This is a genomic window from Herbaspirillum sp. GW103 (genome assembly GCF_000261365.1).
Classification (GTDB): Bacteria; Pseudomonadota; Gammaproteobacteria; order Burkholderiales; family Burkholderiaceae_D; genus Herbaspirillum.
In genome coordinates, this window is the sequence record NZ_AJVC01000003.1 from 1,271,666 (window position 1) to 1,298,380 (window position 26,715).

Here is a 26,715-nt window from a genome sequence, read left to right on the forward strand (position 1 = left end):
GGTGATGAGATTCCCCCGAATCGTTGATGGGTCAGAACAGTTCCAGTTCGCCCGTGGCATCGCCCGCTTCGCCCGCTGCCACGGCAAAGTCCAGCCGGTCGTAGGCGCAGACCGCCAGCGAGACATGCAGGCGCGGCACCTCGGGCAGGTCGATGGCGAAATGCCGTACGTGCGCACAGTTCAGTTTTTGCAGATAAGCCACACACCGGGTATCAATCACATTGGGCGTGGACATGCCCAGGTGCGGAAAATAACGCCCCAGCTCGCGGTTGAAGATGCCGCAGCAAAGATTGCCGCATTCGGCGATGGCATCCAGCAGGGCCTGATCGTCCATCTCGCCGGCGGCGGCTCGCGTGAGCCGCGCAAAATGCGCACGGGTGCCGGCGTCGGGCCTGAAGTGGAACATCACCATCAGGCGGAACAGGTAAGACGAGATGGTCAGCACCACCATCTTCTGATCGGTGAGATCGGCCGCATCCTCGCTCACCGAGATCTCCGCGCTGGTGTCCGCAGGTATCAGGCTGCTGCGCAGCGCCTGCAGCAGCAGGCTATCGAAGCCGTCGCGGGCGCTGGCACTGATGCGTTCGTCGCCCACCACCTCGGCCACCGCCTGCAATTCGTCCATGTCGTTGGCGCTCATGCGGCTTCAGCCAGGGCCTGGCGGGTCTTCTTGTTGATCAGGTCCAGGCCGATGACGGCGCCCATGATCATCTTGCCGCCAGCCTGCAGGTCCTGGAAGGTGGTGGTGGTGATCAGGTCGTTCTGGTACAGGTTGGCGCGATAGCTCTTGGAAAGTTTCTCGGCACGCTGCGCCAGATCACGCACTTCCTGTGCCACCACGGCAAAGCCACGACCATGCACCCCGGCGCGCGCAGCCTCGATGGAGGCATTGAGGGCCACGATGATGACCTGGTTCACGATCAGGGCGAACTCGTCGTTCTTGCGGTGCATCTCGCGATTGTGAGCGATCAGTTCGTTCATGTCGTCGTGCCAGCGCTCGAAGGTGCGCACCAGGCCCAGCAGCTTGCTGATGGTGTCTTGCGACTCGTCGCAGCTCTGGCGCACGCGTGAGACATGGTCGGACTGCGCGCTGGACAGGCGGGCCAGCATGGCCTCGCTCTCGCGGCGCATCGCGGCCATGTGCTCCTGGGCCGCCAGACGATCCTGCTCCAGCTGCTGCTGATGCGCGGCCCATTGCTGCTGTTGCTCGGCCAGGGTGGCCTGGGCCTGGTCACGCACCCGTTCGAGCTGGCCGGCATCGATGAGCTGGCGCGCACGGCGTTTCTGGCGCAACCACAGCCCGGCCAGCGGCAGACCGGCCAGCACGGCGCCCAGCGCCACCAGGAGAAGAGAATGAAACATGGATCGGTTTTCCTGCTGTCTTGATGATGGTCCGTGATCGCAGCCCGGAAGCTCAGGCCACCTGCTCGTCGCCGCCCTGCGGCAGCACGACCGGTGCGGCCACGTCCTGCCCCGCCATGGGGTAAGGGACATCGATGCCGTCGACTTCCACCGCCACGTTCTCGGGCAGCATGACGATGATCTGGAAGGTGCGGAAGGCTGCACCTTCCTCGGTATCCATGAAACGGATCTCGATCCTGCCGTGTTCGCGGGTCACGAAGTCCAACACCGCATCCATGCCCACGCCGCGTCCCGAGACCTCGGTCACTTCGCTGCGGGTGGAGAAGCCCGGTTGCAGGATCAGCCGCGCAATCTCGGCATCGGTGAGCACCTGGTCCACCGTGATGAGCTGCTTCTCGATGCCAATCTGGCGCACCTTGTGCAAGGCCAGACCACGGCCATCGTCGGACAGGGCCATCTGGAACATGTCGTCCATCACGCCCATCTCCAGCTTGATGGTGCCGGCCTCCGGCTTGCCCTTGGCCAGGCGTTCTTCACCGGTCTCCAGGCCATGATCGACCGCATTGCGGATCAGGTGCATGAAGACGTTCTGCAGCAGCGGCGAGGCGAAGCTGTGGACCACGTAGCCGTTGTCATCGATCAGCACGACCGGAGCCGCCTTGCCGAGATCCTCCGCCAGGGCCGGCAGCGAATCGATGACCGGAGCCAGGACTTCCTCGATGGTCTCGGTACCGAGCAGGCGCAGGGTGCGGCGCACATCGTTGCGCACGGCCACCAGTTCATGCAGGTTGGCGGTATTGACGTTTTCCAGACGCAGCAGGCTGTCCTGGATATGCTTGCGGTCGATGGTCAGGACATGGCGCGCATAACCCGGCAGCACCGCTTCCACACCCGCAGCCGCACCACGACCCAGGGTCACGTCGTTGATACGGGCGTAACGGTCGATGATCTCGCGCACCTGCGCCAGTTGCAGCAGCAGCGCTTCCTGACTCCAGACAGCGCCGCTGTCGGCGTGGCGCAGGTCGTCGTAGTGTTGCTCTGTCTGGTGAACGACGTTGGCCAGGTGCAGCAGGCCATAGGTACGACCGTTGCCCTTGATGGTGTGCATGTTGCGGAACAGTTTGGCGATGGCAAAGGCGGTGGCTTCCGGGTTCTGGTGGACGATCTGCTCGTTCTCGTCCAGGAAGCGGCGCGCGCTGCCGATGAAGTCGGCAAACTTGGCCGGCGCGACGGCGAGGATTTCGCCGATCATTTCCAGTTCGCGCTTCTGCTCGTTGGCTTCGGCAGCCAGCTGGCGCAGCTCGGTCACGTCGCGTACGCACAGCATCAGGCGAATCACCCTGTCCTCTTCATCGGTGATGGGCGACCAGGACAGATCGAGGATCTTCACGCTGCCATCGGCCATGGTCTTTTCGATTTCGCCGACCATGAGGTGTTCGTTGAAGGTGAAATTCATCAGGTCTTCACCGATGCAGGCACCACCGATGGCTTCGATCTGCGAGAGGGTGTCGGCGCCCAGGTTGGTGTTGGAGAAGACCAGCTCCATCACGTCGCGGCCTGCGATGTCGGTGGTCTCGAAGACGGTTTCGAGGAAGGCGGAATACTCCGGATGCACCTTGTTGCCGTCCACGATGGTCAGAATGCCCTGCGGGATGTTCTGCAGCATGGCCTGCATGTCGGCAGTCTTCTGGCGCACCTGGGCCGAGGCTAGTTCGATCTTCTCGACCATGCCGTTGAAGGCAACGATGGAGTGCCCCACTTCATCCATGCGCTGTACCGGCAGGCGACGGGTAAAGTCCTGGCTGGTGGCGATCTCGCCCATCATGGCCGCCATGCGGCTGATCGGCCCGGTGATCTGGCGATACAGCAGGAAGCCCAGGCCACCCAGCAGCAACACCGCCACCACGGTGACGATGCTGATGGTGGTAGTGGTCTGCGCCAGCTTGTCGTTCAACGAGGCGATCGCATTGTCCTTGAAACGGTTCTTCTCGATGCGCAGGGTGTTGACGATGCCTTCCAGCTCGGTCTGGTACTGCATCACGCCGCCGAAGAACTGCGCCTGGGCGATCTCGTTCTTGCCGGCCAGCTTGAACTTGGCGGTGGTATCGATGGCGCCGAAGTAATTGTCCAGACTCTCCCTGGCCTGCTCGATCAAGCCGTGCTGGGCCACACCCTGAGCCTGTCGGGTCTGGGCCGCCAGGGCCTTCTCCAGCACCGCCTTCTTCTCGGCCAGCTTGTCGTTTTCCTGGGCCACCAGCTGCTTGTCGGTCTCGTTGACCATCACCATCGCGGCCAGCTGCACATCCTTCAACTGGCCCATCAGGTCGGCCGACGCCAGCACGCTGGGCATGACGCCTTCCGTGACCGAGCGTACCTCGAGGGCGCTGCTGCGGGACTGCATCATGGCATAGCCGCCAATACCGGCGATAGCAACGAAGGTAAGTATCACCAAAAGCGTGATACGCATGCGGATGGTCATGGAATTCCCCTTGAGGTGGCGGTGAACCGGTGAAGTTTGATCATTTGCTTCAGTTTCTTCCCTGGAAACTGAACGAATGAACAGCCGGTCTGGATGCGGGGCGCATTGTTGCACTCAAGTATTACTACTGCGTGACAACAAAAATTCACATCTTCGTCACTATCGGGAAACTCGCATTTGATCACCGACGGGCTCGGCGCGACAGCATCTTCCTACATCAGCTTGGGGGGCTGTCCGATGGGCGGCGATGCAGGAAGATTCTAAGGTGAAGCTTTTTGCGGCACCGTGCGCGTCGTCGTGCCGCCCTCACGCTTTCCCTATGGAGGAGCAGCACACCATGAGCGACAAGATCCCTACTGCCCAGGACCGCTCGCCGGCCGGGCTGCTGCAACCCGGCCGCAATTGCTGGCGGCTGGCGCACGCGGACCGGTTCAAGCTGCTCATCGATGCGGCCGATTATTTCCGTACCTTGCGCCTGGCCTTGCTCAATGCACGGCACAGCGTCTACATCCTGGGCTGGGACATCGATAGCCGCACCGTGCTGGTCCCCGGTGTCACCGATGACGGCTTTCCGCCGCAGCTGGGCGACCTGCTGCACGCACTGGTGGAACGCCAGCCGGATCTGCACATCCATGTGCTGAACTGGGACTACGCCATGCTCTACGCGCTCGAACGCGAATGGATGATGGCCCGCAAGCCCGGCCGCCCGCGCAACAAGCGCCTGCACTTCCGCACTGACGCGCGGCATCCGGTGGGAGCGTCGCATCACCAGAAGATCGTGGTGATCGACGACAGGCTGGCCTTCGTGGGCGGGCTGGACCTGACGCGCTGCCGCTGGGATACCCCCGATCACTTGCCCGAGAACCCGCTGCGGCGCGATCCCGATAACAAGCCCTACGCTCCCTTCCATGATGTCCAGGCCATGGCCGATGGCGATGTCGCCCGCGCCCTGGGTGAACTGGCGCGCCGACGCTGGGCCCTGGCCGGCTATGCCGAGCGGCGCACGTCCTGGTCAACGGTGCCGGCCCTGCCTGCCGACGATCCATGGCCACACGGTGTCGAGCCCGATCTATGCGACCTGCAGATCGGCATCTCCCGTACCGAACCGGCCTATGAGGACCGCCCGGGCGTCTTCGAAATCCGTGAGCTGTATCTGGATGCCATCGCGGGAGCACGGCATCACCTCTTCTTCGAAAACCAGTATTTCACCTCGAACGTGCTGTCCGAAGCCATCGGCGCACGCCTGCGCGAACCCCAAGGCCCGGAAGTGGCCGTGATCTCGCCCCAGACCCAGAGCGGCTGGCTGGAGCAGGCCACCATGGGCGCGCTGCGGGCGCGCATCCACCACCGCCTCAAGACGGCACTGGAAAACCAGGGCGAGCATGCCGCCGCCCGCTACCAGATGTATTGCCCGCACTTGCCCGGACTGGAGGATGGCTGCTGCCTTAATGTGCACAGCAAGGTCTTTGCCATGGATGACCGCCTGTTCTCGGTGGGTTCGGCCAACATGAGCAATCGCTCCATGGCCTTCGATACCGAATGCAGCCTCACTATCGAGGTACAGGGCGATGCCGCCAAAGAGGAGCAGATCCGCACCGCCATCGCCCTCATGCGCAATCGTCTGCTGGCCGAACATCTGGGCTGCTCAGTGCAGGACGTGCGGGCCGCCATGCAGCAGGAGCACGGCCTGCACGCCGCGATTGCAAGGTTGCGCCAGGCTGGCCGGCGTGAGCTGCGGCCGATGGATCCGCGCCTGATTCCCGAACTGGACGCCTTGACCCAGGACAACGCCGTCTTCGATCCCGAGCGCCCTGTCAGCCCCGATGAGATCGTCGATGCCTATGTGCCGCGCAGTGCCAGGAAGCCGGTGCCGCGCCGGATGATCGGCCTGGGCGTGCTGGCGGTGGCGCTGGTGATCTTTGCGCTGGCCTGGCGCTTCACCCCGCTGCGCGAATGGATCAATCTGAGCGCACTCATTGCGCTGGCGCGCAGCGTCGACCAGATGCCCTTCACGCCGGCCATCGTGATTGCCGCTTTCGTGGTGGCAGGCATGCTGATGGTGCCGATTACCGTCCTGATCGCCGTGGCGGGGGTGGTGTTCGGCCCCGTCAATGGCGGCCTTTATGCCACCGCGGGTGTGGGCCTGAGCGCCCTGCTGGGCTTCGGACTCGGCCACTGGCTGGGCCACGATGCCCTGCGTGACATGCTGGGGCCGCGCATCAACAAGCTCAGCCGCCGCTTTGCCCAGCGCGGCATCGCCGCCATGGCCGTGGTGCGACTGCTGCCGATTGCCCCCTTCACCGTGGTCAACGTGGTGGCGGGAGCATCTCATCTGGGCTTGCGAGATTACCTGCTGGGCACCTTGATCGGAATGGCGCCGGGCATCGTCCTGACGGTGGTCTTTTCGCACAATCTGGCTGAAGCGATCCGTCATCCCAGTGTGCAGACAGTGCTGATCCTGGTCGGCGTGACTGCCGCCTTGATGCTCATGGCCTTTGGCCTGCAGAAGCTGCTCAAGCCGCGCGCGGCAAGACCGTCGAACACCACCGCAAGGGCGGCGCGCCGCAGTGCGCCGCCGCCATCGACCAGCGATGACGGCATCGCCCGCGTCAATGCCGAGCATGGCGTGGAGGCAAGGCAGGCCTGATGACGACCGGTACCCTGTCCCATCGTGAGCCGGACCACTCTGCGCCGTCTGCGCCGCACGCCGATACCGAGCTTGTCCTCACGGCGGATGTACCGCTGCGCGAGCGCGATCCCTGGCCGCTGACCGTGGCGACCTACAACATCCACGGTGCCGTCGGTACCGATGGCGTCTTCTCGCCGCAACGTATCGCCGGGGTGCTCAAGGAAATCCGGGCCGATGTGGTGGCCCTGCAGGAGGTACCGCTGGGAGGCCGCTCGCAGCCGGATGTGCTGGCGCTGCTGCGCGAAGAGACCGGTTTCCATGCGGTCGAGGGCCCCACCCTGCAAAGCGCCGAGCGCCGTTACGGCAATGCCGTCCTGAGCCGCTACCCCATCCTGGCCAAGGAGAGCATCGACCTTTCCTTCGGCAGTCGCGAACCACGCGGGGCGCTGGATGCCGATATCGACTGCCACGGTCACATGCTGCGGGTGATCGCCACCCATCTGGGCTTGAAACCTGCCGAGCGGCGCGCCCAGATCAAACGACTGCTGCAGGCCTTCGATACCGACCAGGCACCGGTGATCCTGATGGGCGATGTCAATGAATGGTTCATGTGGGGGCGCGCGCTGCGCTGGCTGGTGTCCCACTTCGAGGCGGCACCCGCACCGCCCACCTTCCCCTCGCGCTGGCCGCTGTTGGCGCTGGACCGCATCTGGATCAGTCCGCGCCAGCGCCTGCTGCAGGTGCAGGTGCATCGCACCGCACTGGCACGGGTGGCGTCCGATCATCTGCCGCTGGTAGCGCACATCGACGGTTGATTCAGTTCTCAGCCAGGGTTGCGCTTGCCGTTCCACAGCTTGACCGCCAGCGCGATCCAGATCAGCAGGAACAGCATGTTGCCCGGCAACCAGATCATCTGGGTCCAGACATAATCCCGCACCCACATCGATATCGCCTGGCGACAGTCGCAGACCTGATCGGCATAGAACAATTCGCCACCGTTGCGCGCGGCCGCGAACTGCAACCAGAGAAATCCCAGCAACAGCGGAATGCCGACAAAGCCGGTCAGGCACCAGCGCCGCATCGTGCGATAGCGGCGACAGCGTAGTTTTCCCTGCCCGGAGGCGTCACCGCCCCGGCATGGCTGCATTGCGTTGCTGTGCATGTTTCCCCCTTGCACTGGCATATCTTGCATGTGTGGTCTGCCCCTGGGTTGCCACCGCGCCGTCATGACGACGCCCAAATGCGCTGCGGCAACCATGTGCCGGCCTCCCGAGGCGGGAAGCCGACGATGTCTGTTCGGATCAACGTAGACTGGTCAAGCGCCGGCCTGCACCGGCGCATGGAAAGCAACAGGACGCCCGGCATGCAGGCGGCTCGCATTTCCCGTGGGCTGTCCTCCGCACCCTCTGCGGAGGAAGAGATGGATTTTTATCGTCGTGTGGCGCCGTCTGCTGGCGCTTCCAGCTTCTCCCGGCTGCCCGGAATCGCTGATTTTTGACGCAAAAGTTCACTTACCCAGAACCAATACGATACGTTTCGTCTCGGATTCTAGGTGCAATCAGGGGACTGCTCAACAAAATTTACGCTTGTTGGCTCGAAATTTTACTAGACGTCAAAAAGGGTTGGGACAGCGCGATGCTGCCCAGGACCAGCTTCAGTTGGGACTGAATCTGGCGCTCGTCGATGTCGGCACTGCCGGTCAGGAGGCGCTGCAGTACGGGGGCATACAGCAGGTCGAAGACCAGGTTGAGGTCGGCATCCTCCCGGAACTCGCCGCGTTGGGCACCACGGCGCAGTACATTGACCAGCGCCAGGCGGCGCGGCTCCAGGTAGTTGTCATTGAAAATGCGGCGGCTTTCCGGCTCGAACTGGGCCAGGGCAATCATCTCGCGCACCACCCGGCCGGACTTGCCGCGCAACAGTTGGGACAGTTGCAGCATGTGCTGCTCGATGTCGTCGCGGGTCGAACCGCTGTCGCCCAGCGCTGGCAGGGGTTCCACCGCACGCAGCAGGGCTTCCATGGCCAGCGCGCTCTTGTTGGGCCACCAGCGATAGATGGTGGCTTTGCCCACGCCGGCGCGCGCCGCCACCCCTTCCAGGGAGAGCTTGTCGAAACCGATCTCCTCGAGCATCACATAAGTGGCATCGAGGATGGCGTCATGACTGACGGCATTCCTGCGGCGACCGGTGGCCGGATCGGAGATGAAGGTGAGAGAAATGATGTGCTCCAGATGACAAAGGCATGTTTTCCGTCACTGGTAACGGCATGCTTTTGGACAACTTGAGCGATTGACAGCAAAAAAACGAAGATTATTGTGACAAAAAATCGCCGAAATCTCACTGCGGTCGGGTCACGGCATCCAGCCGAAGACCGAAGCGATCCGGGCGCGGCTTGAAGAAGTGGTCGGCGTCCAGGGAAAAGGCGATGCGACGGGTACGTCCCATCAGCTCGCTGCGGGCAAAGAAACCGAAATAGCGGGAATCCATGCTGTTGTCGCGATTGTCGCCCAGCATCATGTAGTGATCGGCCGGCACCACCACCGGGCCGAAGCTGCTGTGCAGGCTGGGATGCGCTGCGGACAGGCGTACCAGGTGGTTCATGCCATCGAACTCTTCATCGCGGTAGCGCGCCTGGTCGATGCCGTCACCGCTTTCGCGAGGGGCGTGGGCCGGACCGTAACTGGCGGCCCGGCCATTGATGAAGAGCACGTTGTCGCGCAGTTCCACCACGTCACCAGGCAGGCCAACGATACGCTTGAGCAGCAATTCGCCGGCCTGCCGCGAATCGATGGTGACGATGTCGCCGCGTCGCGGCTCGCCCAGGCGCCACAGACTGATATGGGTCAGCGGCAGGCGCAAGTCGTAGGCCAGCTTGTCGACCAGGATGCGGTCCCCCACCATCACGGTCGGCAGCATGGAACCGCTGGGTACCACGTTGTAGTCGGCGATGGCACTGCGAAACACCACCATCAGCGCGATGAAGGCCAGCAGGCCCTTGTTGCCTGCCACCAGTTCCTTGAGCGTGGATGTCATGATGCCGCCTGCCTGCCCCGTATTCACAAGGCCATCATGTTAAACGAAATCAGAGCCACTCAGGCCGCGCCGAACGCAAGGGCGAGGCCGGATGATCCCAGGCCATCTCGGCCTGGCCCACGCTGAGCGGCGCGCGCAGGCGCCGGGCCGGGCCCCAGACGGTCTGTTCCAGATGCGGATGCAGGTCGGCTGGCGTTTCCGGTGCCAGTCCGGCCAGCCCCGAGGCGGCGGGATGATCGGCCAGCAACTGCGCGGTGCGCGCCAGCGACAGGCGGTATTGGCTGCCTTCACCGGCGATCCGGCGCAGCGTCAGACCGCGTACGGCGGCGGCGGCCATCAGATAGCCGGTGGCGTGATCCAGGGCCTGTACCGGCAGCGGCACGGGTTTGTCGCTGGCGGCGGCGCGCATGCCGGCCTCGGCAATGCCGCTGCTCATCTGCACCAGGCTGTCGAAACCGCGCCGCTGCGCCCACGGACCACTCCAGCCGTAGGCGTTCAAGGCCACGTCCACCAGAGCCGGGTTGAGCTCGCGCCGACGCTGCACGCCCAGGCCCAGGCGTTCCAGTGCATCGGCGCGATAGCCATGTACCAGCACGTCCGCCCGGCGCAACAGATTCTCCAGGCAAGCCAGATCGGCACGCTGGCGCAGATCGAGCCCGGCACAGCGCTTGCCCAGGGTCATCTCGGGGACCACCCCGGGCTCCTCCCAACAGGCCGGGTCGATGCGCAACACCTGGGCCCCGAAACCGGCCAGCCAGCGCGTGGCCGTCGGCCCGGCCAGCACCCGGGTCAGATCCAGTACCCGCACTCCCGCCAGGGGTCGCCGTGGATCGATGGAACCCGACGGCTGCGCGGCGGCCTCGACGCCTTGCCGTGCAACCAGCGCTTCTGCGGCTACGGCCGCACCTTGCGCATGGGTCGCCCACTGCGCCTGGCTGCGCATTTGAGCAGCGCAACCTCCCTGTGCTACCACCGCAGTTTCCAGTTCGCCCGCCTTCCAGCGCGCGACGGCCTGCCCCACTTCCTCGCGCGTGGCCTGCCGGGCGTCCAGCCCCAGCGCGGCCAGTGCCGCCGCACGATGATGGCTGGCGTTGGTGTGCAGGCGTATCCAGCCATCGGCGGCGCGATAGTCCCCCGCCACCGCATCCCACAAGGGCGGCGGCGCCCAACCCTGCGGGCGCAGGCTGCCACTGAACCACATCGCCGCCAGGCGGCGGTCACAGACCACCTCCGCAGGCGCGGCACCGTCGCTCTGGACCAGTCCGGCCAGGGCCAGCCCGGCGGCGGCCACCGAGGCCTGGGCCAGATCCGTGGTGGCGAAGACCGAGGGCAGTGCCCCCTGGCCGACGTAGCGGACGGAGGCCAGTTCCTCAGGATGGCCGTCGAGTGCGTTCCAGATCTGGCCAAGCATGGCCTGTGCGGTTGCGTGCGAAGTCATGAAAGTCCCCTTGCTGAGCAATTGAAATGAATACACTCAGGATACCCCGCTTGAATTAATCGTCAATATTGATTAATTTAATCAACCTATCCAAGCATCCATTGACCCATGAGCCGCTACCTGACCTCTGCCGAGGCCGCCACCCTGCTGGGCATATCACGCCAGACGCTGTACGCCTATGTCAGTCGCGGGCTGCTGCACGCCCACCCCGGCGGGCAAGCCCGCGACAGCCGCTACCTCGCCACCGATGTCGAGCGACTGGCGGCCAATCGTAGCCGTGGCCGCAAGCCGCGCGAAGTGGCGCGCGCCACGCTGGACTGGGGGCTGCCGGTGTTGGAGTCGGCGCTTACGCTGATCGAAGACGGAAGGCTCTACTACCGGGGCGTTGATGCCGCGCAGCTCAGCGCGACGGCCACCGTCGAGGAGGTGGCCGCTTTGCTGTGGGATTGCAACGTGGAGGATGCCTTCGATGGGACGCTGCCGACCGTCTGCGCCCGGCTGGCCACCGTACAGGCCGATTGGGCCAGGGGCCGCGCCGAACAGACGCTGTTACCGTTGTTCGCCCTGGCCTGCGGCGAGGACATCGGCGCCCAATGGCATCTGCCCCGGCCGCGGCAACTGGCCAGCTGCGGCCTGCTGGTGCGCCGCCTGGCGGCCTGCCTGCTGGGAACCGCCCCCGCCACCGGCCCCCTGCACCTGCAATGCGCCAGCGCCTGGGGACTCGATGAGGCCGCTGCCCAGTTGGTCAGGCGAGCCCTGGTGCTGTGCGCTGATCATGAACTGAATGCTTCCGGCTTCACCGCCCGTTGTGTTGCCTCGACCGGTGCCAGTCTGCAAGCCGCCATCATCGGCGGCCTGGCCGCCTTGTCCGGCCCGCTGCACGGTGGCACCACGGCGCGCGTCGAAGCGCTGCTTGATGCGCTGGACAATCAGGCCGACCCGGTTGCCGCCGTGCAAGAACGGCTGGCACGCGGCGAGGAACTCCCCGGCTTTGGCCACCATCTCTACCCGCAGGGTGACGTGCGGGCCAGCGCCCTGCTGGCCCCCCTGCTATCGTCGCATCCGCGCTGGCAAGCCGTGATCGAGGCAGTGCGCACGCTGACCGGCCATCCTCCCTCCGTCGATTTCGCCCTGGTCGCCTTGCGACGCCATCTGCAACTGCCACCGGGCAGCGCCTTCGGGCTGTTCGCCCTGGGCCGCTCGCTAGGCTGGATCGCCCACGCCCTCGAACAAGGACGCAGCGGTGGGCTGATCCGCCCGCGCGCGGCCTACACCGGTGTGCGCCCTGGCTGACAAAATTGTCATCTTGATGTCAGCCTCGCGTTGAGTGTCAACGCTTACATTGTCGCCGTAAGCCGAGGTCGGCCTTGGGCGCTGAGGGGTGCCGCAAGGCCGGCCGGTCCTTCATCCGCAAGCCATCATCGTGAGCCCTATGGTCGTCCCGTTTTGCCGCGTCGCAGCCAGCGCCCGTCTTCGTCATTTCACTCATCCTCCACAACACTTCGCCTTCCGCGCCAAGAAGGCAATGACGGTACTGGTGCTGGCTGCGCTCCTGGGCGGCTGCGCGGTCGGACCCGACTATGTGCGCCCGGCCATCGACCTGCCCGCGGCCTACAAGGAACAGGGCCCCTGGAAAGTCGCCGTCCCGCGCCAGGTCGATGATCGCCAGCGCTGGTGGGAAGCCTATGGCGACCCCGTCCTCGATGAGCTGGTCAGTCAGGCCAACGCCGCCAACCAGACCATCCAGCAGGCTGCGGCCCAGTATCGCCAGGCCCAGGCCACGGCTGCGGCGGCGCGGGCCAGCCTGTGGCCGACCATCGGTGCGCAGGCCGGGGCCACGCGCGCACAGACCAATACCAACGGCGTACAACGCCTGGGCGACAGCTATACCGTGGGCTTGAACGCCTCGTGGGAGGCCGACCTCTGGGGCCGCATCCGCCGTGGCGCCGAGGCCGGTGACGCCGGCGCCGAAGCCAGTGCCGCCAGCCTCGCGGCTGCCCGCCTGGCAATTCAGGCGACTCTGGTGCAAAACTATCTGCAACTGCGCGTGACCGACCTGCAGAAAGACTTGTATCGCCGCACCGTGGCGGCCTATACACGCTCCCTGCAACTGACCACGCATCAATACGAAGCCGGTACCGCCCTGCGCTCCGACGTCGCCCAGGCCGATACGCAACTGCGCGCTGCCCAAGCCCAATGGATCGATCTGGACGCCACCCGCAACCAGCTGGAACACGCCATCGCCATGCTCATCGGCAAGGCCCCGGCCGCCTTCAGCCTGGCACCGCTGCCGCCCGCCGCGGCCAGCGACCGCGGCATGGATACCAACGCCCTGCGCCTGCAAGCCAGCCTGCCGCAGATCCCGGCAGGACTGCCCTCGGACCTGCTGGAACGCCGTCCCGACATCGCCAATGCCGAACGCCTGGCCGCCGCCGCCAATGCCAACATCGGCGTGGCGCGTGCAGCCTACTTCCCGACCCTGACCCTGTCGACCAGCGGGGGCTACAACAGCGCTTCCCTGGCCGATCTGTTCAATACCCCGGGCCGCGTCTGGTCGCTGGGCGCAGCGCTGGCCGAGACCCTCTTCGATGGCGGCGCACGCAGTGCCCGCAACGATGCCGCTGTCGCCGCCTATGACGCCGCCGCTGCGCAATACAAGCAGACGGTCCTGGCCGCTCTGCAGGACGTGGAAGACAACCTCTCCACCTTGCGTGTGCTGGACCAGGAAAGCGCGGCCCAGGCCCAGGCGGTGCAATCGGCGCAGTTGGCCGAACGGCTGGCCATGCGCCAGTACCAGGCCGGCACCGTCACCTACCTGTCGGTCGTGACCACCCAGGCCACGTCCCTGAGCAATCAGCGCAGTGCCGTCACCCTGCTGGGCCGCCAGCTGGTGGCCAGCGTCGCGCTGATCAAGGCGACCGGCGGCGGCTGGCAGGTGGGACAGCCCGCTGCCGCCAGCGTGCAGGTACCGATGGCGGCGCGCTGACGGGCGTGCTGCATCTTCCCAATCCCATGTGCATTTTCCAGGACGAGTTTCCGGCATGACCACCTCACCCAACTCCCGCAACACTTCCCCGACTGCGCAACGCTCCCGCCTGGCCCTCTTCGTGGCGACGGCACTCATCCTCACCACCGGTGCTGGCGGCTGGATCACCCTGCAGCGCGCCCGCGCCGCCGACCAGCCGGCTGCCAAGGCAACACCGCCAGTGTCGGTCTCGCTGGCCCGCGTACAGGAGCGCGATCTGCCGCTCTACCTGGCCGGGGTCGGCACCGTCACCGCCAATGCCAGCGTGGTCGTCAGGACGCGCATCGACGGCCAGCTGGACCAGGTCGGGTTCCAGGAAGGTGCCGAGGTCAAGAAGGGACAACTGCTGGCCCGGATCGACCCGCGTGCCCTGCAGGCACAGCTGGCCCAGGCCGAGGCGCAGCGCGCCAAGGACGCCGCCACCCTCATGAATGCGCGACTGGACCTGCAGCGCTATACCACCCTGCGCAGCCAGGATGCCGCGACACAGCAGCAGCTCGATACGCAGAAGGCGCTGGTGGCGCAGCTGGAAGCTGCGGTCAAGACCGATGAGGCGCAAGTGGCCTATGCCCGGGTGCAACTGAGCTATACCACCATCCATGCGCCCATCTCGGGGCGCGTCGGCGCACGTCTGGTCGATCCGGGCAATATCGTGCATGCCAGCGATGCCAACGGGCTGGTGGTGATCAACCAGATCGATCCCATCACCCTGGTCTTCACCTTGCCGGAAGACGCCGTGGTCGGCATCAATCGCGCTCAGCGCAGCAGCCAGCAGCCGCTCAAGGTGATCGCCTATGCGCGCGATTCGCAGGAGATACTGGCCACCGGCAAACTGGTGTTGCTGGACAACCAGATCAACACCGGCAACGGCACCGTGCAACTGAAGGCGCGCTTCGACAATGCCCAACACACGCTCTGGCCAGGCCAGTACGTCAATGCCCGCCTGCAGATGAACAGCCACGGCAATGCCCTGACGGTCCCGGCAGCGGCCATCCAGCGCAACCAGCAAGGCACCTACGTCTATGCCATCGACCAGGACGACAAGGCCGACATGCAGCCGGTCAAGGTCGACCGTATCCAGGACGGCATTGCCGTCCTGGCCGCCGACAGCGGCGTGAGCGCTGACCAGCGCGTGGTCATTGACGGACAGTACAAGCTCAAGCCCGGCAGCCGCATCGTCGAAAGCAAGCCGCAGTCGGCCAGTGCCCAGACGAAAGGAAGCACCAAGTGAGCGTCTCGGCCACCTTCATCAAGCGCCCCATCGGCACCACGCTGCTGGCCATCGCCCTCCTGCTGGTGGGGATTGCGGTCTGGCCGCTGCTGCCGGTGGCACCGCTGCCGCAGGTCGACTTCCCCACCCTCCAGGTGACGGCGCAATTGCCCGGAGGCAGTCCCGAGACCATGGCCTCCAACGTGGCGCAGCCGCTGGAGCGGCAGTTCTCGCTCATCGCCGGCCTGTCGCAGATGACCTCGCAGAGTACCCTGGGGACCACCCAGATTACGCTGCAGTTCGATCTCAACCGCAACATCGATGCCGCCGCGCTGGACGTGCAGGCGGCCATCAACGCCTCCACCGGGCAATTGCCCTCGAACCTGCCCAATCCGCCGACCTTCCGCAAGATCAACCCGGCCGACTCGCCCATCATGATCATGTCGGTGCAGTCCGATGCGCTGCCCCTGACGGTGGTCAACGACTACGCCGACAACATCCTGGCCCAGCAGATCTCGCAGATCTCCGGCGTGGGCCTGGTCAACGTGAACGGCCAGCAAAAACCGGCCGTACGCATCCAGGTCGATCCGGCCAAGATCGCCACGCTGGGCATCAGCCTGGAAGACCTGCGCGGCGTCATCGCCACCACCACCGTCAACCAGCCCAAGGGCACCGTCGATGGTGCGCGTCAGGCCTTTACCGTCTATACCAACGACCAGTTGCTCAAGGCCGAGCAATGGAATGACATGGTCCTGGCCTGGCGCAATGGGGCGCCGATCCGGGTCAGGGACATCGGCGTAGCGGTCGATGGCCCGGAAAACAACAAGATCGCCGCCTGGGCCTTCGCGGGGGCCGCCAATACCGCCGACCACACCATCACCAATGGCCGTTCCATCGTACTGGCCATCACCAAGCAGCCCGGCGCCAACGTGATCGAGACGGTCGGCCGCATCAAGGCCGCCATGCCCCGCCTGCGCGCTGCCATTCCGGCGGCGATCCACGTCAATACCCTGATCGACCGCACCCAGACCATCCGTGCCTCGGTTCAGGATGTTGAATTCACCCTGGTGCTGACCATCGCGCTGGTGGTGATGGTGATCTTCGTGTTCCTGCGCAACGTCGCCGCTACCCTGATCCCCTCGGTGACGGTGCCACTGGCCATCATGGGCACGGCCGGGGTGATGTATGTGGTCGGCTACAGCCTGGACAACCTCTCGCTCATGGCCCTGACCATTGCAGTCGGTTTCGTGGTGGATGACGCCATCGTCATGCTGGAAAACATCTATCGCTACGTCGAACAAGGCATGACGCCGCTGGAGGCGGCCTTGAAGGGGGCCGGCGAGATCGGCTTCACCATCATCTCGATCTCGGTGTCGCTGGTGGCAGTGTTCATTCCTCTCTTGCTCATGGGTGGCATCGTGGGGCGGCTGTTCCGCGAATTCGCGGTCACGGTCACGCTGACCATCGCCGTCTCGGTCATCATCTCGCTCACCCTGACTCCCATGCTGTGCTCGCGCTTCCTCAAGAACGAACATGGTCACCAGCACGGCAAGCTGTACCAGTGGTTCGAGCGCGGCTTCGATGCCATGCTCAACGGCTACAAGCGCGCGCTGGACGTGGTGATGCGGCACCAGTTCATCACCCTGATGAGCTTCATTGCTACCGTGGCGCTGACGGTGGTGCTGTTCATCTTCATCCCCAAGGGCTTCTTTCCTCAGCAGGACAATGGCGTCATCGTCGGCTTTGCCGAATCCTCGCAGGACACCTCATCGGCGGCCATGCACGAGCGCCTGCTGAAGGTGGCCGAGGTGGTCCGCCGTGATCCGGACGTGCTCGGCTTTGCCATGAGTGCCGGCTCGACCACCTTCAACACCGGCCAATTCTTCATCGCGCTCAAGCCAAAGGACGAAGGCCGCACCACCAATGCCGACGAGATCATCGCGCGCCTGCGTCCCCAGGTCGCGAAGATCCAGGGAGTGAACCTGTTCATGCAGGCCAGCCAGGACATCAACGTCGGTGGCCGTCTTTCGCGTACCCAGTACCAATACACCGTCACCGATACCGACCTCGATGAACTCAACGTCTGGGCGCCGCGCATGCTGGAGCGTTTGCGTCGTCTGCCGCAATTGACCGACGTGGCTTCCGACCAGCAGAACCAGGCGGCCGCCGCCGTCATCACCATCGACCGGGCGCGCGCCTCCAGCTTCGGCATCTCGCCCTCGCTGATCGATGCCACCATCTATGACGCCATCGGCCAGCGCCAGGTGGCGCAATACTTCACCCAGATCAACAGCTATCACGTCATTCTCGAGGTCACGCCGCAACTGCAGAAGGATCCTTCACTGTTCGACAAACTCTACCTGACCTCGCCGCTGACCGGTCAGCAGGTGCCGCTGTCGACCTTCGTGAAAATCGATACCAGCAAGACCTCCTACCTGTCGATCAGCCACCAGAGCCAGTTCCCGGCAGTGACGATTTCCTTCAATCTGGCCAAGGGCGTGTCGCTGGGCGAGGCGGTCAACGTGATCCAGAAGACCAAGGACGAGATGGGCGTGCCGCAAACGCTGGTGGGCAACTTCCAGGGTACGGCCAAGGCTTTCGGTGATTCGCTGGCCTCGCAACCCTATCTGATCGCGGCCGCCCTCATTGCGGTCTACATCGTGCTGGGCCTGCTCTACGAGAGCTACATCCATCCGCTGACCATTCTCTCGACCCTCCCCTCGGCGGGCGTGGGGGCGCTGCTGATCCTGATGATAGGCGGCTACGACCTGTCGGTGATTGCCTTGATCGGTATCATCCTCCTCATCGGCATCGTCAAGAAGAACGGCATCATGATGATCGACTTCGCCCTCACCGCCGAGCGCAGCCAGGGACTGAAACCGGAAGAAGCCATCTACCAGGCCTGCCTGCTGCGCTTCCGCCCCATCATGATGACCACCATGTGTGCCCTGCTCTCGGGCCTGCCGCTGATGCTGGGCCATGGTGCCGGTTCCGAGCTGCGTCGTCCGCTGGGCTATGCGATGGTGGGCGGGCTGGTGCTGTCGCAGGCGCTCACGCTCTTCACCACGCCGGTGGTCTACCTTTATCTGGACCGCGCCCACTACTGGTACGAACGCAAGAAGAAGGCGCGCCAGCAACGCAAGGCGGCATGCCTGGCACAGGAGCACTGAGCCTGTGCAGCAGCGTCATCAACAAGGTCCGGCCGGGAAGGTAGAATCCGGCATGGGCGAGCGCCGGGGAATGTTCCTGGCGCCGCCAGTGGAGAGCGCATGAAGATCCTGATAGTCGAAGATGAGCAAAAGATGTCCGAGTACCTCTGCAAGGGCCTCACCGAGCAGGGTTGCGCGGTCGATGTGGCCGGCAACGGGGTCGACGGACAACACCTGGCGATCCAGCATGACTATGACGTCATCGTGCTGGACGTCATGCTGCCGGGCCTGGATGGCTTTGCCGTGCTGCGTTCGCTGCGCACGGTCAAGCAGACGCCGGTCATCATGCTGACCGCACGGGACAGCGTGGAAGACCGTATCAAGGGCTTGCACGAGGGGGCCGACGACTACCTCATCAAGCCCTTCTCCTTCCTCGAACTGCTGGCCCGTCTGCAGGCACTGACCCGCCGGGGACGTGTCCAGGAAGCACCGCAGCTGCGCATCGGCGACCTGCAGATCGACCTGATCTCGCGCAAGGCCTTCCGCGGCGGGCTGCGCATCGACCTCACCGCCAAGGAGTTCGCTCTGCTGGCCGTGATGGCACGGCGCCAGGGGGAAATCCTCTCCAAGACGGCCATTGCCGAACTGGTCTGGGACATGAATTTCGACAGCAACACCAACGTGGTCGAAGTCGCCATCAAGCGCCTGCGCGCCAAGATCGACGCGCCCTTCGAACAGAAGCTGCTGCATACCGTGCGCGGCATGGGTTACGTGCTGGAGCCGCGCGCCACCTGTGACAGCGACGATGAGTGAGACGCCGATCCCGCAGGGGGCTCGCCTGAACAAACGCCGCCTGCCGCTGCAGCGCTCCATCACGGCGCGCCTGGTGCTCATGTCGGCGGTATCGGCACTGCTCATCTTCGCCGTGGCTGCCGTGGTGCTCTACACCGTCCTCAAGGGCGAGCTGCTGCGCCATGAACGCGATTCCCTGTTCACTACCCTCAATGACATCAGCTACCAGATCGAACGCGCCGGCACTACCGAACGCTGGAGCCGCGTACAACTGAAACTGTCCACCCTGTCGCAGGCGGACCAGCACGTATTCTTCTGGATCGCCAGCGAGGATGCACGCTTCACCTATGGCGATCTCACGCGGCTGTCCCCGGCGGCCATCAATCATGTGGATGGCAAGGAGGTCGGACGGCTGCACCTGCCGGGGCGGGCCTATCCGCTGCACATCATGACGCGCACCCTGCCTGCCTTCGAGGAGCGCCCGGAAGTCCGGGTCACGGTCGGGGTCGACGGTGCGCCCTACTTCGAGATGCGGCGCACTTTTCTTCTGGCCACGAGCATTTCCTCACTGCTGGGCATCGTGCTGGCCGTCATTTCCAGCTACTGGATTGCGCGCGCCGGCCTGGCCCCTTTGCGCCGCATGTCGGCCCGCGCCCAGAGTTTCTCTCCGCGCAAGCTGTCGGCGCGCATGCCGGTGGAAGCCTTGCCGGACGAGCTGTCGGTCCTGGCCGATGCCTTCAACGGCGCGCTGGAACGCATCGAACAGGCCTATACGCAGCTTGAAGCCTTCAATGCCGACGTCGCCCACGAACTGCGTACGCCCCTGGCCAACCTGATCGGCCAGACCCAGGTCGCGCTGGCGCGCGAACGCAGTGCGGGGGAATTCAAGGACGTGCTGCAATCCAATCTGGAAGAGCTGGACCGCATCCGCTCCATCGTCAACGACATGCTGTTCCTGGCGCGCTCCGACCAGGGCGAAGCCGCCACCGCACGGGTGCCGGTGCGGGTGGCCGAGGCGGTGCAGAAGACGGTGGATTTCTTCGAATTCGTGCTCGATGACACCGGCATGGCCATCACGGTGGCGGGCGACCTGGAGGCCACGGCCACCATGGAAACCGCGCTTTTCAAGCGCGCCCTGACCAACCTGATCCAGAACGCCATCCAGCATTCGCCGCAAGGTGCGCAGTTGCGCATTGACATCGCCAGCGGCGAAGACATGGTGCGCGTGGCCGTCACCAATCCCGGCGCGGCCATCGACGAGCAACACCTGCCGCGCCTGTTCGACCGCTTCTATCGTGTCGACAGCGCGCGCCAGGACATCAACGGCAGCCACGGCCACGGCCTGGGCCTGGCCATCGTCAAGGCGGTGGCGCGCATGCACGGTGGACGGACCTTCGCCAGCAGCCGTGGCGGGTACAACAGCATCGGCTTTACCATCGCGCGCCACTGAGGCGCCCGATGGCCTCAATATCCGCGCTTCAGATCCACATTGGCGAGGATCTCGCCGGTCTTGCGGTAATGGCGGATATTGGCCGCCACGATGGACGAGGCCGTCCCCGAATCGGTCGGTGCCGAACAATGCGGCAGTACCGTCACCGCAGGATGCGACCACGGCCAGGCGTCAGGCGGCAATGGTTCAGTCGCAAAGACGTCCAGCACCGCATGCCGCAACTGCCCCGCATCCAGTGCCTGATGCAGGGCGGCATCATCGATGATGGGTCCGCGCGCGAAATTGATGAGCTGTGCATCCGGTGGCAACAGCGCCAGCCGCGCGGCATCCAGCAAACCGCGTGTCTGGGCCGTCAGTGGCAGCAGGCAGACCAGAATGTCGGTCTGTGCCAGCATCTGTGCCAGTCCCTCCATCCCGCTACAGGTCTGCATACCCGGTATGCTGCGCGCACTGCGACTCCAGCCCGTCACCGGAAAGCGCGCCTGGCACAGGGCCGCTGCTGCCGCTTCACCCAGGGCACCGAGCCCGAGGATGCCCACGCGACGCTGCTCCGGCAGCGCGTAGTCCAGCGGCTGCCATTGCCGCGCCTGCTGCTGGCGGGCGTAATACGGCATGTCGCGGTGCAGGTAGAGGGTCCAGGCCAGTACCGCTTCGGCCATGGTGGCAGCCAACCGGGGATCGACCAGACGCGTGATCTGCAGACCGCTCTGATCGAGATCGGCCACCAGCCGCTCCACCCCGGCCCAGACGCTATGGACCCACTGCAATTGCGGCAGCAGTTTCAGTTGCGCCGGATCGGGATTGGCGACGATGGCCACGCGGCATTGCGCGCGTCGCGTTTCATCCAGGTCGGCATAGGCCAGGATCTCTTCTTCCGGCATGGCCGCGCGCAAGCACTGCAACCAGGCGGCTACCGAGGCGGCATCGCCCTGGCTGACGAAGGCAATCGGCGTGACAGCGCTCATTTGGCGTACACCGTGGCCAGATCGCGGAAGCCTTTGACTTCGATGGGGTTGCCCGAGGGATCCAGGAAGAACATCGTGGCCTGCTCGCCTGGCTCGCCGGCAAAGCGGATCTGCGGTGCCAGCACGAACTGCAGCGCGCCGCTGGCGGCAAGACGGTCGGCCAGTTGCTGCCATTGATCCAATGGCAGGATCACGCCCAGATGCGGCATGGGCACCAGGTGATGACCGACATGACCGGTGTTGCTCACGGCAAAGGGTTCGCCCAGGTGCAGCGAGAGCTGGTGACCGAAGAAGTCAATGTCGACCCAGGTGTCGGTGCTGCGCCCTTCGGCGCAGCCCAGCAGATCGCAATAAAAGCGGCGCGCCTGGTCGAGGTCGCGCACGTGATAGGCCAGGTGGAAGATGGATGGCATGAAAAGTCCCGGATCGGCAGGCTGGTTGCGAAAGCCGACTAGCATACCGCAATGGGCGTGCTTGTATGGAAACATGCCAACGATGCTTCCATACAATCGCGCCGAAACGCCATTGACATGCGTCAAGCAGCCCCGGATTTGCGCTGGACGCCTGCCCACGTCCGGCCTACTCTGAAGACATGGCATTCCGCTGCGGATGCCTTCCCCCACGAATCTCCGAGGAGCCACCATGAGCTACAAGTCCATCCTGGTCCATGTCGACCAGTCGCGTCACGCCGCCCAGCGCATCCGCATTGCCGCCGAACTGGCCCGCGCACAGCAGGCGCACCTGATCGGCAGTGCCGTCAGCGGCATCTCCAGCTTCATCACCATGGAAGGCGCCGCCTACGTTGCGGCGCAGATGGATGGTTTCCGCGACCGTGCCCTGGCTGCGCTGGAAAACTTCGACAAGATCGCCAACAGCGTGGGCGTGCCCTCCTGCGAAAAGCGCTTCGTCGATGACGACGCCGAAGGCGGTCTGGCTCTGCAGGCGCGCTATGCCGACCTGGTGGTGGTCAGCCAGGCCGACCTCGATGATGCCGACGACAGCTTCCTCACCGACCTGCCCGAATACGTCATGCTCAATTCACCGCGTCCGGTACTGATCATCCCCAGCGCGGGTGAATTCAGGCAGGTGGGCAAGAATGCGCTCATCGCCTGGGACGGCAGCATGGAATCGACCCGCGCCATCACCGCCGCCCTGCCCTTGCTGCGGCAGGCCGACAACGTCACGGTGGTGCTCTTCAATTCCGACAAGCGCCTGGGCACACACGGTGAGCAGCCCGGCGCCGACATCGCGCTCTACCTGGCGCGCCATGGCGTGAAGGTGGAAGTGGCGCAGGAACAGACCACGCTCGATATCGGCAATGCCCTGCTCTCGCTGGCGGCCGACAAGGGTTCCGACCTGCTGGTCATGGGCGGTTATGGTCACACCCGCTTCCGCGAAGTGCTGCTGGGCGGCGTGACGCTGACCATCCTCAAAACCATGACGCTGCCGGTGCTGATGGCGCACTGACACCATCAGCATGACCTGCGCTGAGTCAGCGCGCTTGCACCACCGGCCCCTCGCGGGCCGGTGTCTTTTGGGCGGCCAGACGATCACGCTGTTGCAGGCGCGCACGGCGCTTGCGCACCCAGATGATCACGCCAGTCACCGACAACATCGCCACCAGCACGCCCATCAAGGAAATCAGCACGCGTCCGGTCAGCCCGAGAATGCGGCCCGAATGCAGCGGGAACTGGGCCTGCAGGAAGATATCGCCGGCACTGCCGCGACCGGGAATCTTGCCGCCTTCATAGGCGCCGCTCATGGCATCGAAATACAGCCAGGCATTGCCCAGCCCCACATCGCCATGGTCGTTGCCAGGCTGGAAGAAACCCACCCCATAGACGCCAAACATGCCCGAATAGAAGACCCCGCCGACCGGCTCGGTCAGCCCCAGCTTCTGTCCTTGCGCGCGCCCCAGGGCCACGGCCTGTTCGCGTGAAATACGCGGCTCCGGCACTTTGTCGGGCGCGATCGGGGTGCGCGTATCGAAGGGGCCGGCGCTCAGCGTGGAAACGCTCTGCAGGATGGGACGCATGACCTGGCGCTCCAGGTTCATCGACACCGAGGTCACCGCCAGTATCAGCAGCAAGCCCCAGATCCAGACACCGCCCGAGCGATGCAGATCGAAATTGAGCTTGTGTCCGCCCTCGCGCCAGCGGAAGGCCAGCGACTTGCGCCAGCTGCGCCAGTTGGGGAAAGACAGATAGAGCGCAATGAAGCAATCCAGTGTCCACACGATGCCGATGATGCCCATGAGCCAGATGCCGGTCTCGATGCCGCCCACGTCCGGCAGGTGCATCGTGTAGTGCAGCTTGTAGAGGAAGGGCAGCAGGTTTTCCCGCGCCAGCGAGATCGCGCCCCACATGCGGCGCCCCTGTATGTCGCCGGTGACCGGATCGACCGCGATCTGGTTGTAATCCAGCACCGGCAGCTTGCCGGTAGCCGGATCCAGGCGTGGCTCGACCATCATGCTGATGGTGTGACCGGGTTCGGCCTCGGTGAGCACATAGGTCACGCGCAAGGCGGGCTCGGCAGCTTCCACGCGCCGTGCCAGTTCCAGGCCCGGCAACGGCGGCCCGGCGTCGGGGCGGTCGGCGCTGCGGGCATGGAACAGTTGCGGATTGAGCCAGGCATCCAGTTCGTGATCCCAGGAGATCAACGCGCCGGTCACGCCGGCGATGAACAGGAACACGGCCACGGCCAGGCCGAACCAGCGATGGAGGAGGACGAGAATTGCACGCATGGGCTGACTTACCTGGCTAGATGGCGGAGTGATTCAGGGGCTGCTCGGAAGGCGACCATGACCGGGTCAGAAATCGACCTTGGCCGACACGCTGAAGGTACGCGGGTCACCCGGCTTGATGTAGTTCTCGTACTGGTATTGCCAGTAGCGCTTGTCCAGCAGATTGTTGACGGACGCCCGGAAGGTCGTGTCGTGTTGCCCGATGCGCGTGGTGTAGCTGGCACCCAGATTGAACAGGGTGTAACTGGCCAGTTCAATGTCATTGGCTGCACGCACCATGGTGCTGCCGGTGAACTTGGCATCGGCCGACAGCTTCAGGCCGGCCACCTGCGGCACCAGGTAGGACACCCGGGCCGTGGCCATGTTGCGCGGTGCACCGGCCACACGGTTGCCGTTGTAGGTATTGCCCTGGTCGTACTTGGCATCGAGCAGCATCAGGCTGCCTGCGACCAGCCACCGTGCCGTCGGGCGATAGGCCGCGCCCAGCTCCAGGCCCTGGTAGTTGGACTGGCCATCCTGCACCAGCGCGCCATTGCGCGTGTATTCGGAAGCCCGCTCGATGCGGAACAGCGCGGCGGTGGCGCTCCAGTTCTGCTGATCGGTCTTGGCGCCGACCTCATATTGCTTGCTCTTGAGCGGCTTCAACTGGCTGCCGTAGTTGGTGTTGGTCACGCCGGGGACACCGCCCTGCTCCAGCGATTCCACATAGCTGGTGTAGAGGGTGGTATTGCGCTCGGGCTTGAACATGAGGGCGACTGTCGGCGTCAGGGCCGACTTGTCGTAACGCGAACTGAGTGCACCGGCGGTGGTGAAGTTGTCCTGCTTGAACTGGTTGTAGCGGCCACCGGCCAGCAGTGACCAGCGTTCCGAGAAGTTCAGCGTATCGCTGGCAAAGATCGCCTGCTGGCTGATGATGGCGTTGTGATAGGTCTGCAGGCCGGTGTTGCTGTAGTAGGCATTGGTATTGGGCACATACAGATTGCCGCTGCCGATCTGCTGGTACACCGAACTGATCGAATAATCATTGACCTGCTTCTGCCATGACGCCCCCAGCACCAACTGATGGTCGATGCCGCCGGTGCGGGCATTGCCCTCCAGCATGGCCTGCCACTGGTCGAAGGTATGGCCCTCGCGGCTGTCGGAACGCCAGTCGGCATAGTTGCCTGCCGCATCCGAGAGCATGGCGATGTCTTCATTGCGGAAGCGCTTGGCCGTGCTGTGGCTGTAACTCAGGTTGGCCTTCCAGTCGGCGTTGAGCCGATAGGTCAACCCGGTCTGGTAGAACTGGAAGTTGGTGTCCAGATGCTGGCCGGGGCCGGCCAGGGTCTTGTCGCTGCCGCTCACTACCGAGGGCAGCGCGCTGCCGCTCAGGCTGCTGGTCACGAAGGACGGCGTCTGGTCGGTGGAATTGCTGTTCTGCCAGATGGCCTGGAAATCCCAGGTCAGGTCGCGCGTCAGACGTCCGTCCAGCGTCAGCGAGGCCGAGTTGCGGCGCAGGTGGCCATCATTGAAGGTCTGGCCCTGGTCATGCGTGACGTTGAGGCGATAACCGAACATGTTGTCGTTGCCGAAGCGCCCGCCCAGGTCGATGTGCTCGCTCCAGATGCTGTTGCTGGTGTAGCCCACCGAGACGCTGCGCACGGGGGTGTCGGTCGGTTTCTTGGTGACGTAGTTGAGTACCCCGCCCGGCGAGCCGAATCCATACATGAAGCCGGCCGAGCCCTTGAGCAGGTCGACCCGCTCGAAGTGATCGTAGGGCAACGTGATGCCATAGCCGAGGAAAGGCTTGCCATCGATGCGGAAGGAATTCTGCCAGTCGGCAGGGAGGCCGCGAATGGTGATGTAGGAGGCCCAGGCACTGTAACCACCGCTGTTGTCGCTGACCGAAGCCTCGTTGTAGAACAGGTCGCCAAGCTTGTTGACCTGCTTGTCGGCCAGGTCGGCAGCGGTGATGCTGGTGACGGAGAAAGGTGTCTCCAGCAGCGAACGCGATCCCAATGCACCCGCGCTGGACTGGCTTTGCAGGTGCTGCGTTGCCTCGCCTGTGCCAGTGGCGGAGACGGTCACGGTCGGCAACTGCACGCTGCCAGCGTCATTGGCATCGCTCTCGGCAGTGCCGGTCTGTACCGCCTGCGCCACCGCCAGTGCAGGCGCGCCGGCCAGCGCCATGCTGATGAAAACCGGGCGCAAGGCGCGATACATGGCGCGGGGACGAGCGCGCAGCGACGACTGGATCAAGGGTTTCCTCTTCATATTGATTAACTTTAATGCGAACGATAATAGTTCTTATTTATTTTAAGCAATATGACGGAAAAAAGAAAGTTTCCTGACAAGTCTTCACCCCTGCCCGCTTCGCTGTCTCGAAATAATGAGAAAAGTCTTTGGAATAACTTCGGACTCCGCTTGATCTCTTTCAGCTTATAAGCAACAAGCGCGCAAC

Annotated in this window: 20 protein-coding genes; 9 read left to right on the forward strand and 11 right to left on the reverse strand. The window is 64.4% G+C overall.

What is annotated here, in order from left to right:
• Positions 1-31: 31 nt before the first annotated feature.
• The 3 genes from GWL_RS09245 to GWL_RS09255 are packed head-to-tail and all read right to left on the reverse strand — an operon-like array spanning position 32 to position 3,841.
• Positions 32-640: a hypothetical protein gene (locus GWL_RS09245; protein ID WP_008329142.1), complete on the reverse strand. Its 609-nt coding sequence runs from the start codon at positions 638-640 to the stop codon at positions 32-34.
• Positions 637-1,362, reverse strand: coding sequence for a methyl-accepting chemotaxis protein (locus GWL_RS24085; protein ID WP_008329144.1), 726 nt, complete (start codon positions 1,360-1,362; stop codon positions 637-639). The genes GWL_RS09245 and GWL_RS24085 overlap by 4 nt, the downstream gene beginning before the upstream one ends.
• A 52-nt stretch (positions 1,363-1,414) precedes the next feature.
• A complete protein-coding gene (locus GWL_RS09255; RefSeq protein ID WP_008329146.1) occupies positions 1,415-3,841 on the reverse strand; it encodes an ATP-binding protein in 2,427 nt (808 codons plus the stop codon).
• A 337-nt stretch (positions 3,842-4,178) separates the two neighbouring features.
• On the opposite strand from GWL_RS09255, the gene GWL_RS09260 reads away from it, so the two are divergent.
• Together GWL_RS09260 and GWL_RS09265 are read left to right on the forward strand one after the other, a co-directional pair.
• Complete coding sequence (locus GWL_RS09260; RefSeq protein ID WP_008329152.1) at positions 4,179-6,488, forward strand: VTT domain-containing protein; 2,310 nt, start codon at positions 4,179-4,181, stop codon at positions 6,486-6,488.
• On the forward strand, positions 6,488-7,285 hold the full coding sequence (locus GWL_RS09265) for an endonuclease/exonuclease/phosphatase family protein (RefSeq protein ID WP_008329153.1): 798 nt from the start codon (positions 6,488-6,490) through the stop codon (positions 7,283-7,285). Before GWL_RS09260 ends, GWL_RS09265 begins: the two co-directional genes overlap by 1 nt.
• Positions 7,286-7,293: 8 nt before the next feature.
• Here the strand turns inward: GWL_RS09265 and GWL_RS09270 are convergent, their stop codons facing one another.
• The 4 genes from GWL_RS09270 to GWL_RS09285 all read right to left on the reverse strand — a co-directional run bounded on the left by GWL_RS09270 (position 7,294) and on the right by GWL_RS09285 (position 10,941).
• Entirely contained in the window at positions 7,294-7,632 is a 339-nt protein-coding gene (locus GWL_RS09270; protein WP_237713545.1) for a hypothetical protein, read from the reverse strand.
• Positions 7,633-8,050: 418 nt separating this feature from the next.
• Positions 8,051-8,701 (reverse strand): TetR/AcrR family transcriptional regulator, encoded by a 651-nt coding sequence (locus tag GWL_RS09275; RefSeq protein ID WP_369770127.1) that lies wholly within the window; start codon positions 8,699-8,701, stop codon positions 8,051-8,053.
• Positions 8,702-8,807: 106 nt separating this feature from the next.
• The gene (gene lepB / locus GWL_RS09280) at positions 8,808-9,503 is read right to left on the reverse strand and encodes a signal peptidase I (protein WP_050978101.1); all 696 of its coding nucleotides are present in this window, start codon (positions 9,501-9,503) and stop codon (positions 8,808-8,810) included.
• 49 nt (positions 9,504-9,552) lie between these two features.
• Positions 9,553-10,941, reverse strand: a complete 1,389-nt coding sequence (locus GWL_RS09285) for a CoA transferase (protein ID WP_034350370.1) — start codon at positions 10,939-10,941, stop codon at positions 9,553-9,555.
• Between the two features lie 108 nt (positions 10,942-11,049).
• Between GWL_RS09285 and GWL_RS09290 the strand changes: the two genes are divergently transcribed.
• From GWL_RS09290 to GWL_RS09315, 6 genes are all read left to right on the forward strand, one after another.
• Positions 11,050-12,234, forward strand: coding sequence for a citrate synthase family protein (locus tag GWL_RS09290; protein WP_008329158.1), 1,185 nt, complete (start codon positions 11,050-11,052; stop codon positions 12,232-12,234).
• A 232-nt stretch (positions 12,235-12,466) separates the two neighbouring features.
• On the forward strand, positions 12,467-13,927 hold the full coding sequence (locus GWL_RS09295; RefSeq protein WP_034350373.1) for an efflux transporter outer membrane subunit: 1,461 nt from the start codon (positions 12,467-12,469) through the stop codon (positions 13,925-13,927).
• Positions 13,928-13,982: 55 nt separating this feature from the next.
• On the forward strand, positions 13,983-15,197 hold the full coding sequence (locus GWL_RS09300; RefSeq protein WP_008329161.1) for an efflux RND transporter periplasmic adaptor subunit: 1,215 nt from the start codon (positions 13,983-13,985) through the stop codon (positions 15,195-15,197).
• The gene (locus tag GWL_RS09305; protein ID WP_008329162.1) at positions 15,194-18,346 is read left to right on the forward strand and encodes an efflux RND transporter permease subunit; all 3,153 of its coding nucleotides are present in this window, start codon (positions 15,194-15,196) and stop codon (positions 18,344-18,346) included. The genes GWL_RS09300 and GWL_RS09305 overlap by 4 nt, the downstream gene beginning before the upstream one ends.
• A 99-nt stretch (positions 18,347-18,445) precedes the next feature.
• Positions 18,446-19,138, forward strand: coding sequence for a heavy metal response regulator transcription factor (locus GWL_RS09310; protein ID WP_008329163.1), 693 nt, complete (start codon positions 18,446-18,448; stop codon positions 19,136-19,138).
• Entirely contained in the window at positions 19,131-20,567 is a 1,437-nt protein-coding gene (locus tag GWL_RS09315) for a heavy metal sensor histidine kinase (RefSeq protein ID WP_008329164.1), read from the forward strand. The genes GWL_RS09310 and GWL_RS09315 overlap by 8 nt, the downstream gene beginning before the upstream one ends.
• Positions 20,568-20,581: 14 nt before the next feature.
• Here the strand turns inward: GWL_RS09315 and GWL_RS09320 are convergent, their stop codons facing one another.
• Together GWL_RS09320 and GWL_RS09325 are read right to left on the reverse strand one after the other, a co-directional pair.
• Entirely contained in the window at positions 20,582-21,532 is a 951-nt protein-coding gene (locus GWL_RS09320; RefSeq protein ID WP_008329165.1) for a glyoxylate/hydroxypyruvate reductase A, read from the reverse strand.
• Positions 21,529-21,945, reverse strand: coding sequence for a VOC family protein (locus GWL_RS09325; RefSeq protein ID WP_008329166.1), 417 nt, complete (start codon positions 21,943-21,945; stop codon positions 21,529-21,531). Before GWL_RS09325 ends, GWL_RS09320 begins: the two co-directional genes overlap by 4 nt.
• Before the next feature lie 229 nt (positions 21,946-22,174).
• Here GWL_RS09325 and GWL_RS09330 point away from each other — a divergent pair, with 229 nt between their 5' ends.
• Positions 22,175-22,999 (forward strand): universal stress protein, encoded by an 825-nt coding sequence (locus GWL_RS09330; protein WP_008329167.1) that lies wholly within the window; start codon positions 22,175-22,177, stop codon positions 22,997-22,999.
• A 25-nt stretch (positions 23,000-23,024) separates the two neighbouring features.
• Here the strand turns inward: GWL_RS09330 and GWL_RS09335 are convergent, their stop codons facing one another.
• Positions 23,025-24,275 (reverse strand): PepSY domain-containing protein, encoded by a 1,251-nt coding sequence (locus GWL_RS09335; protein ID WP_008329169.1) that lies wholly within the window; start codon positions 24,273-24,275, stop codon positions 23,025-23,027.
• Positions 24,276-24,341: 66 nt separating this feature from the next.
• The gene (locus tag GWL_RS09340) at positions 24,342-26,513 is read right to left on the reverse strand and encodes a TonB-dependent siderophore receptor (RefSeq protein ID WP_008329171.1); all 2,172 of its coding nucleotides are present in this window, start codon (positions 26,511-26,513) and stop codon (positions 24,342-24,344) included.
• Between the last annotated feature and the right edge of the window lie 202 nt (positions 26,514-26,715).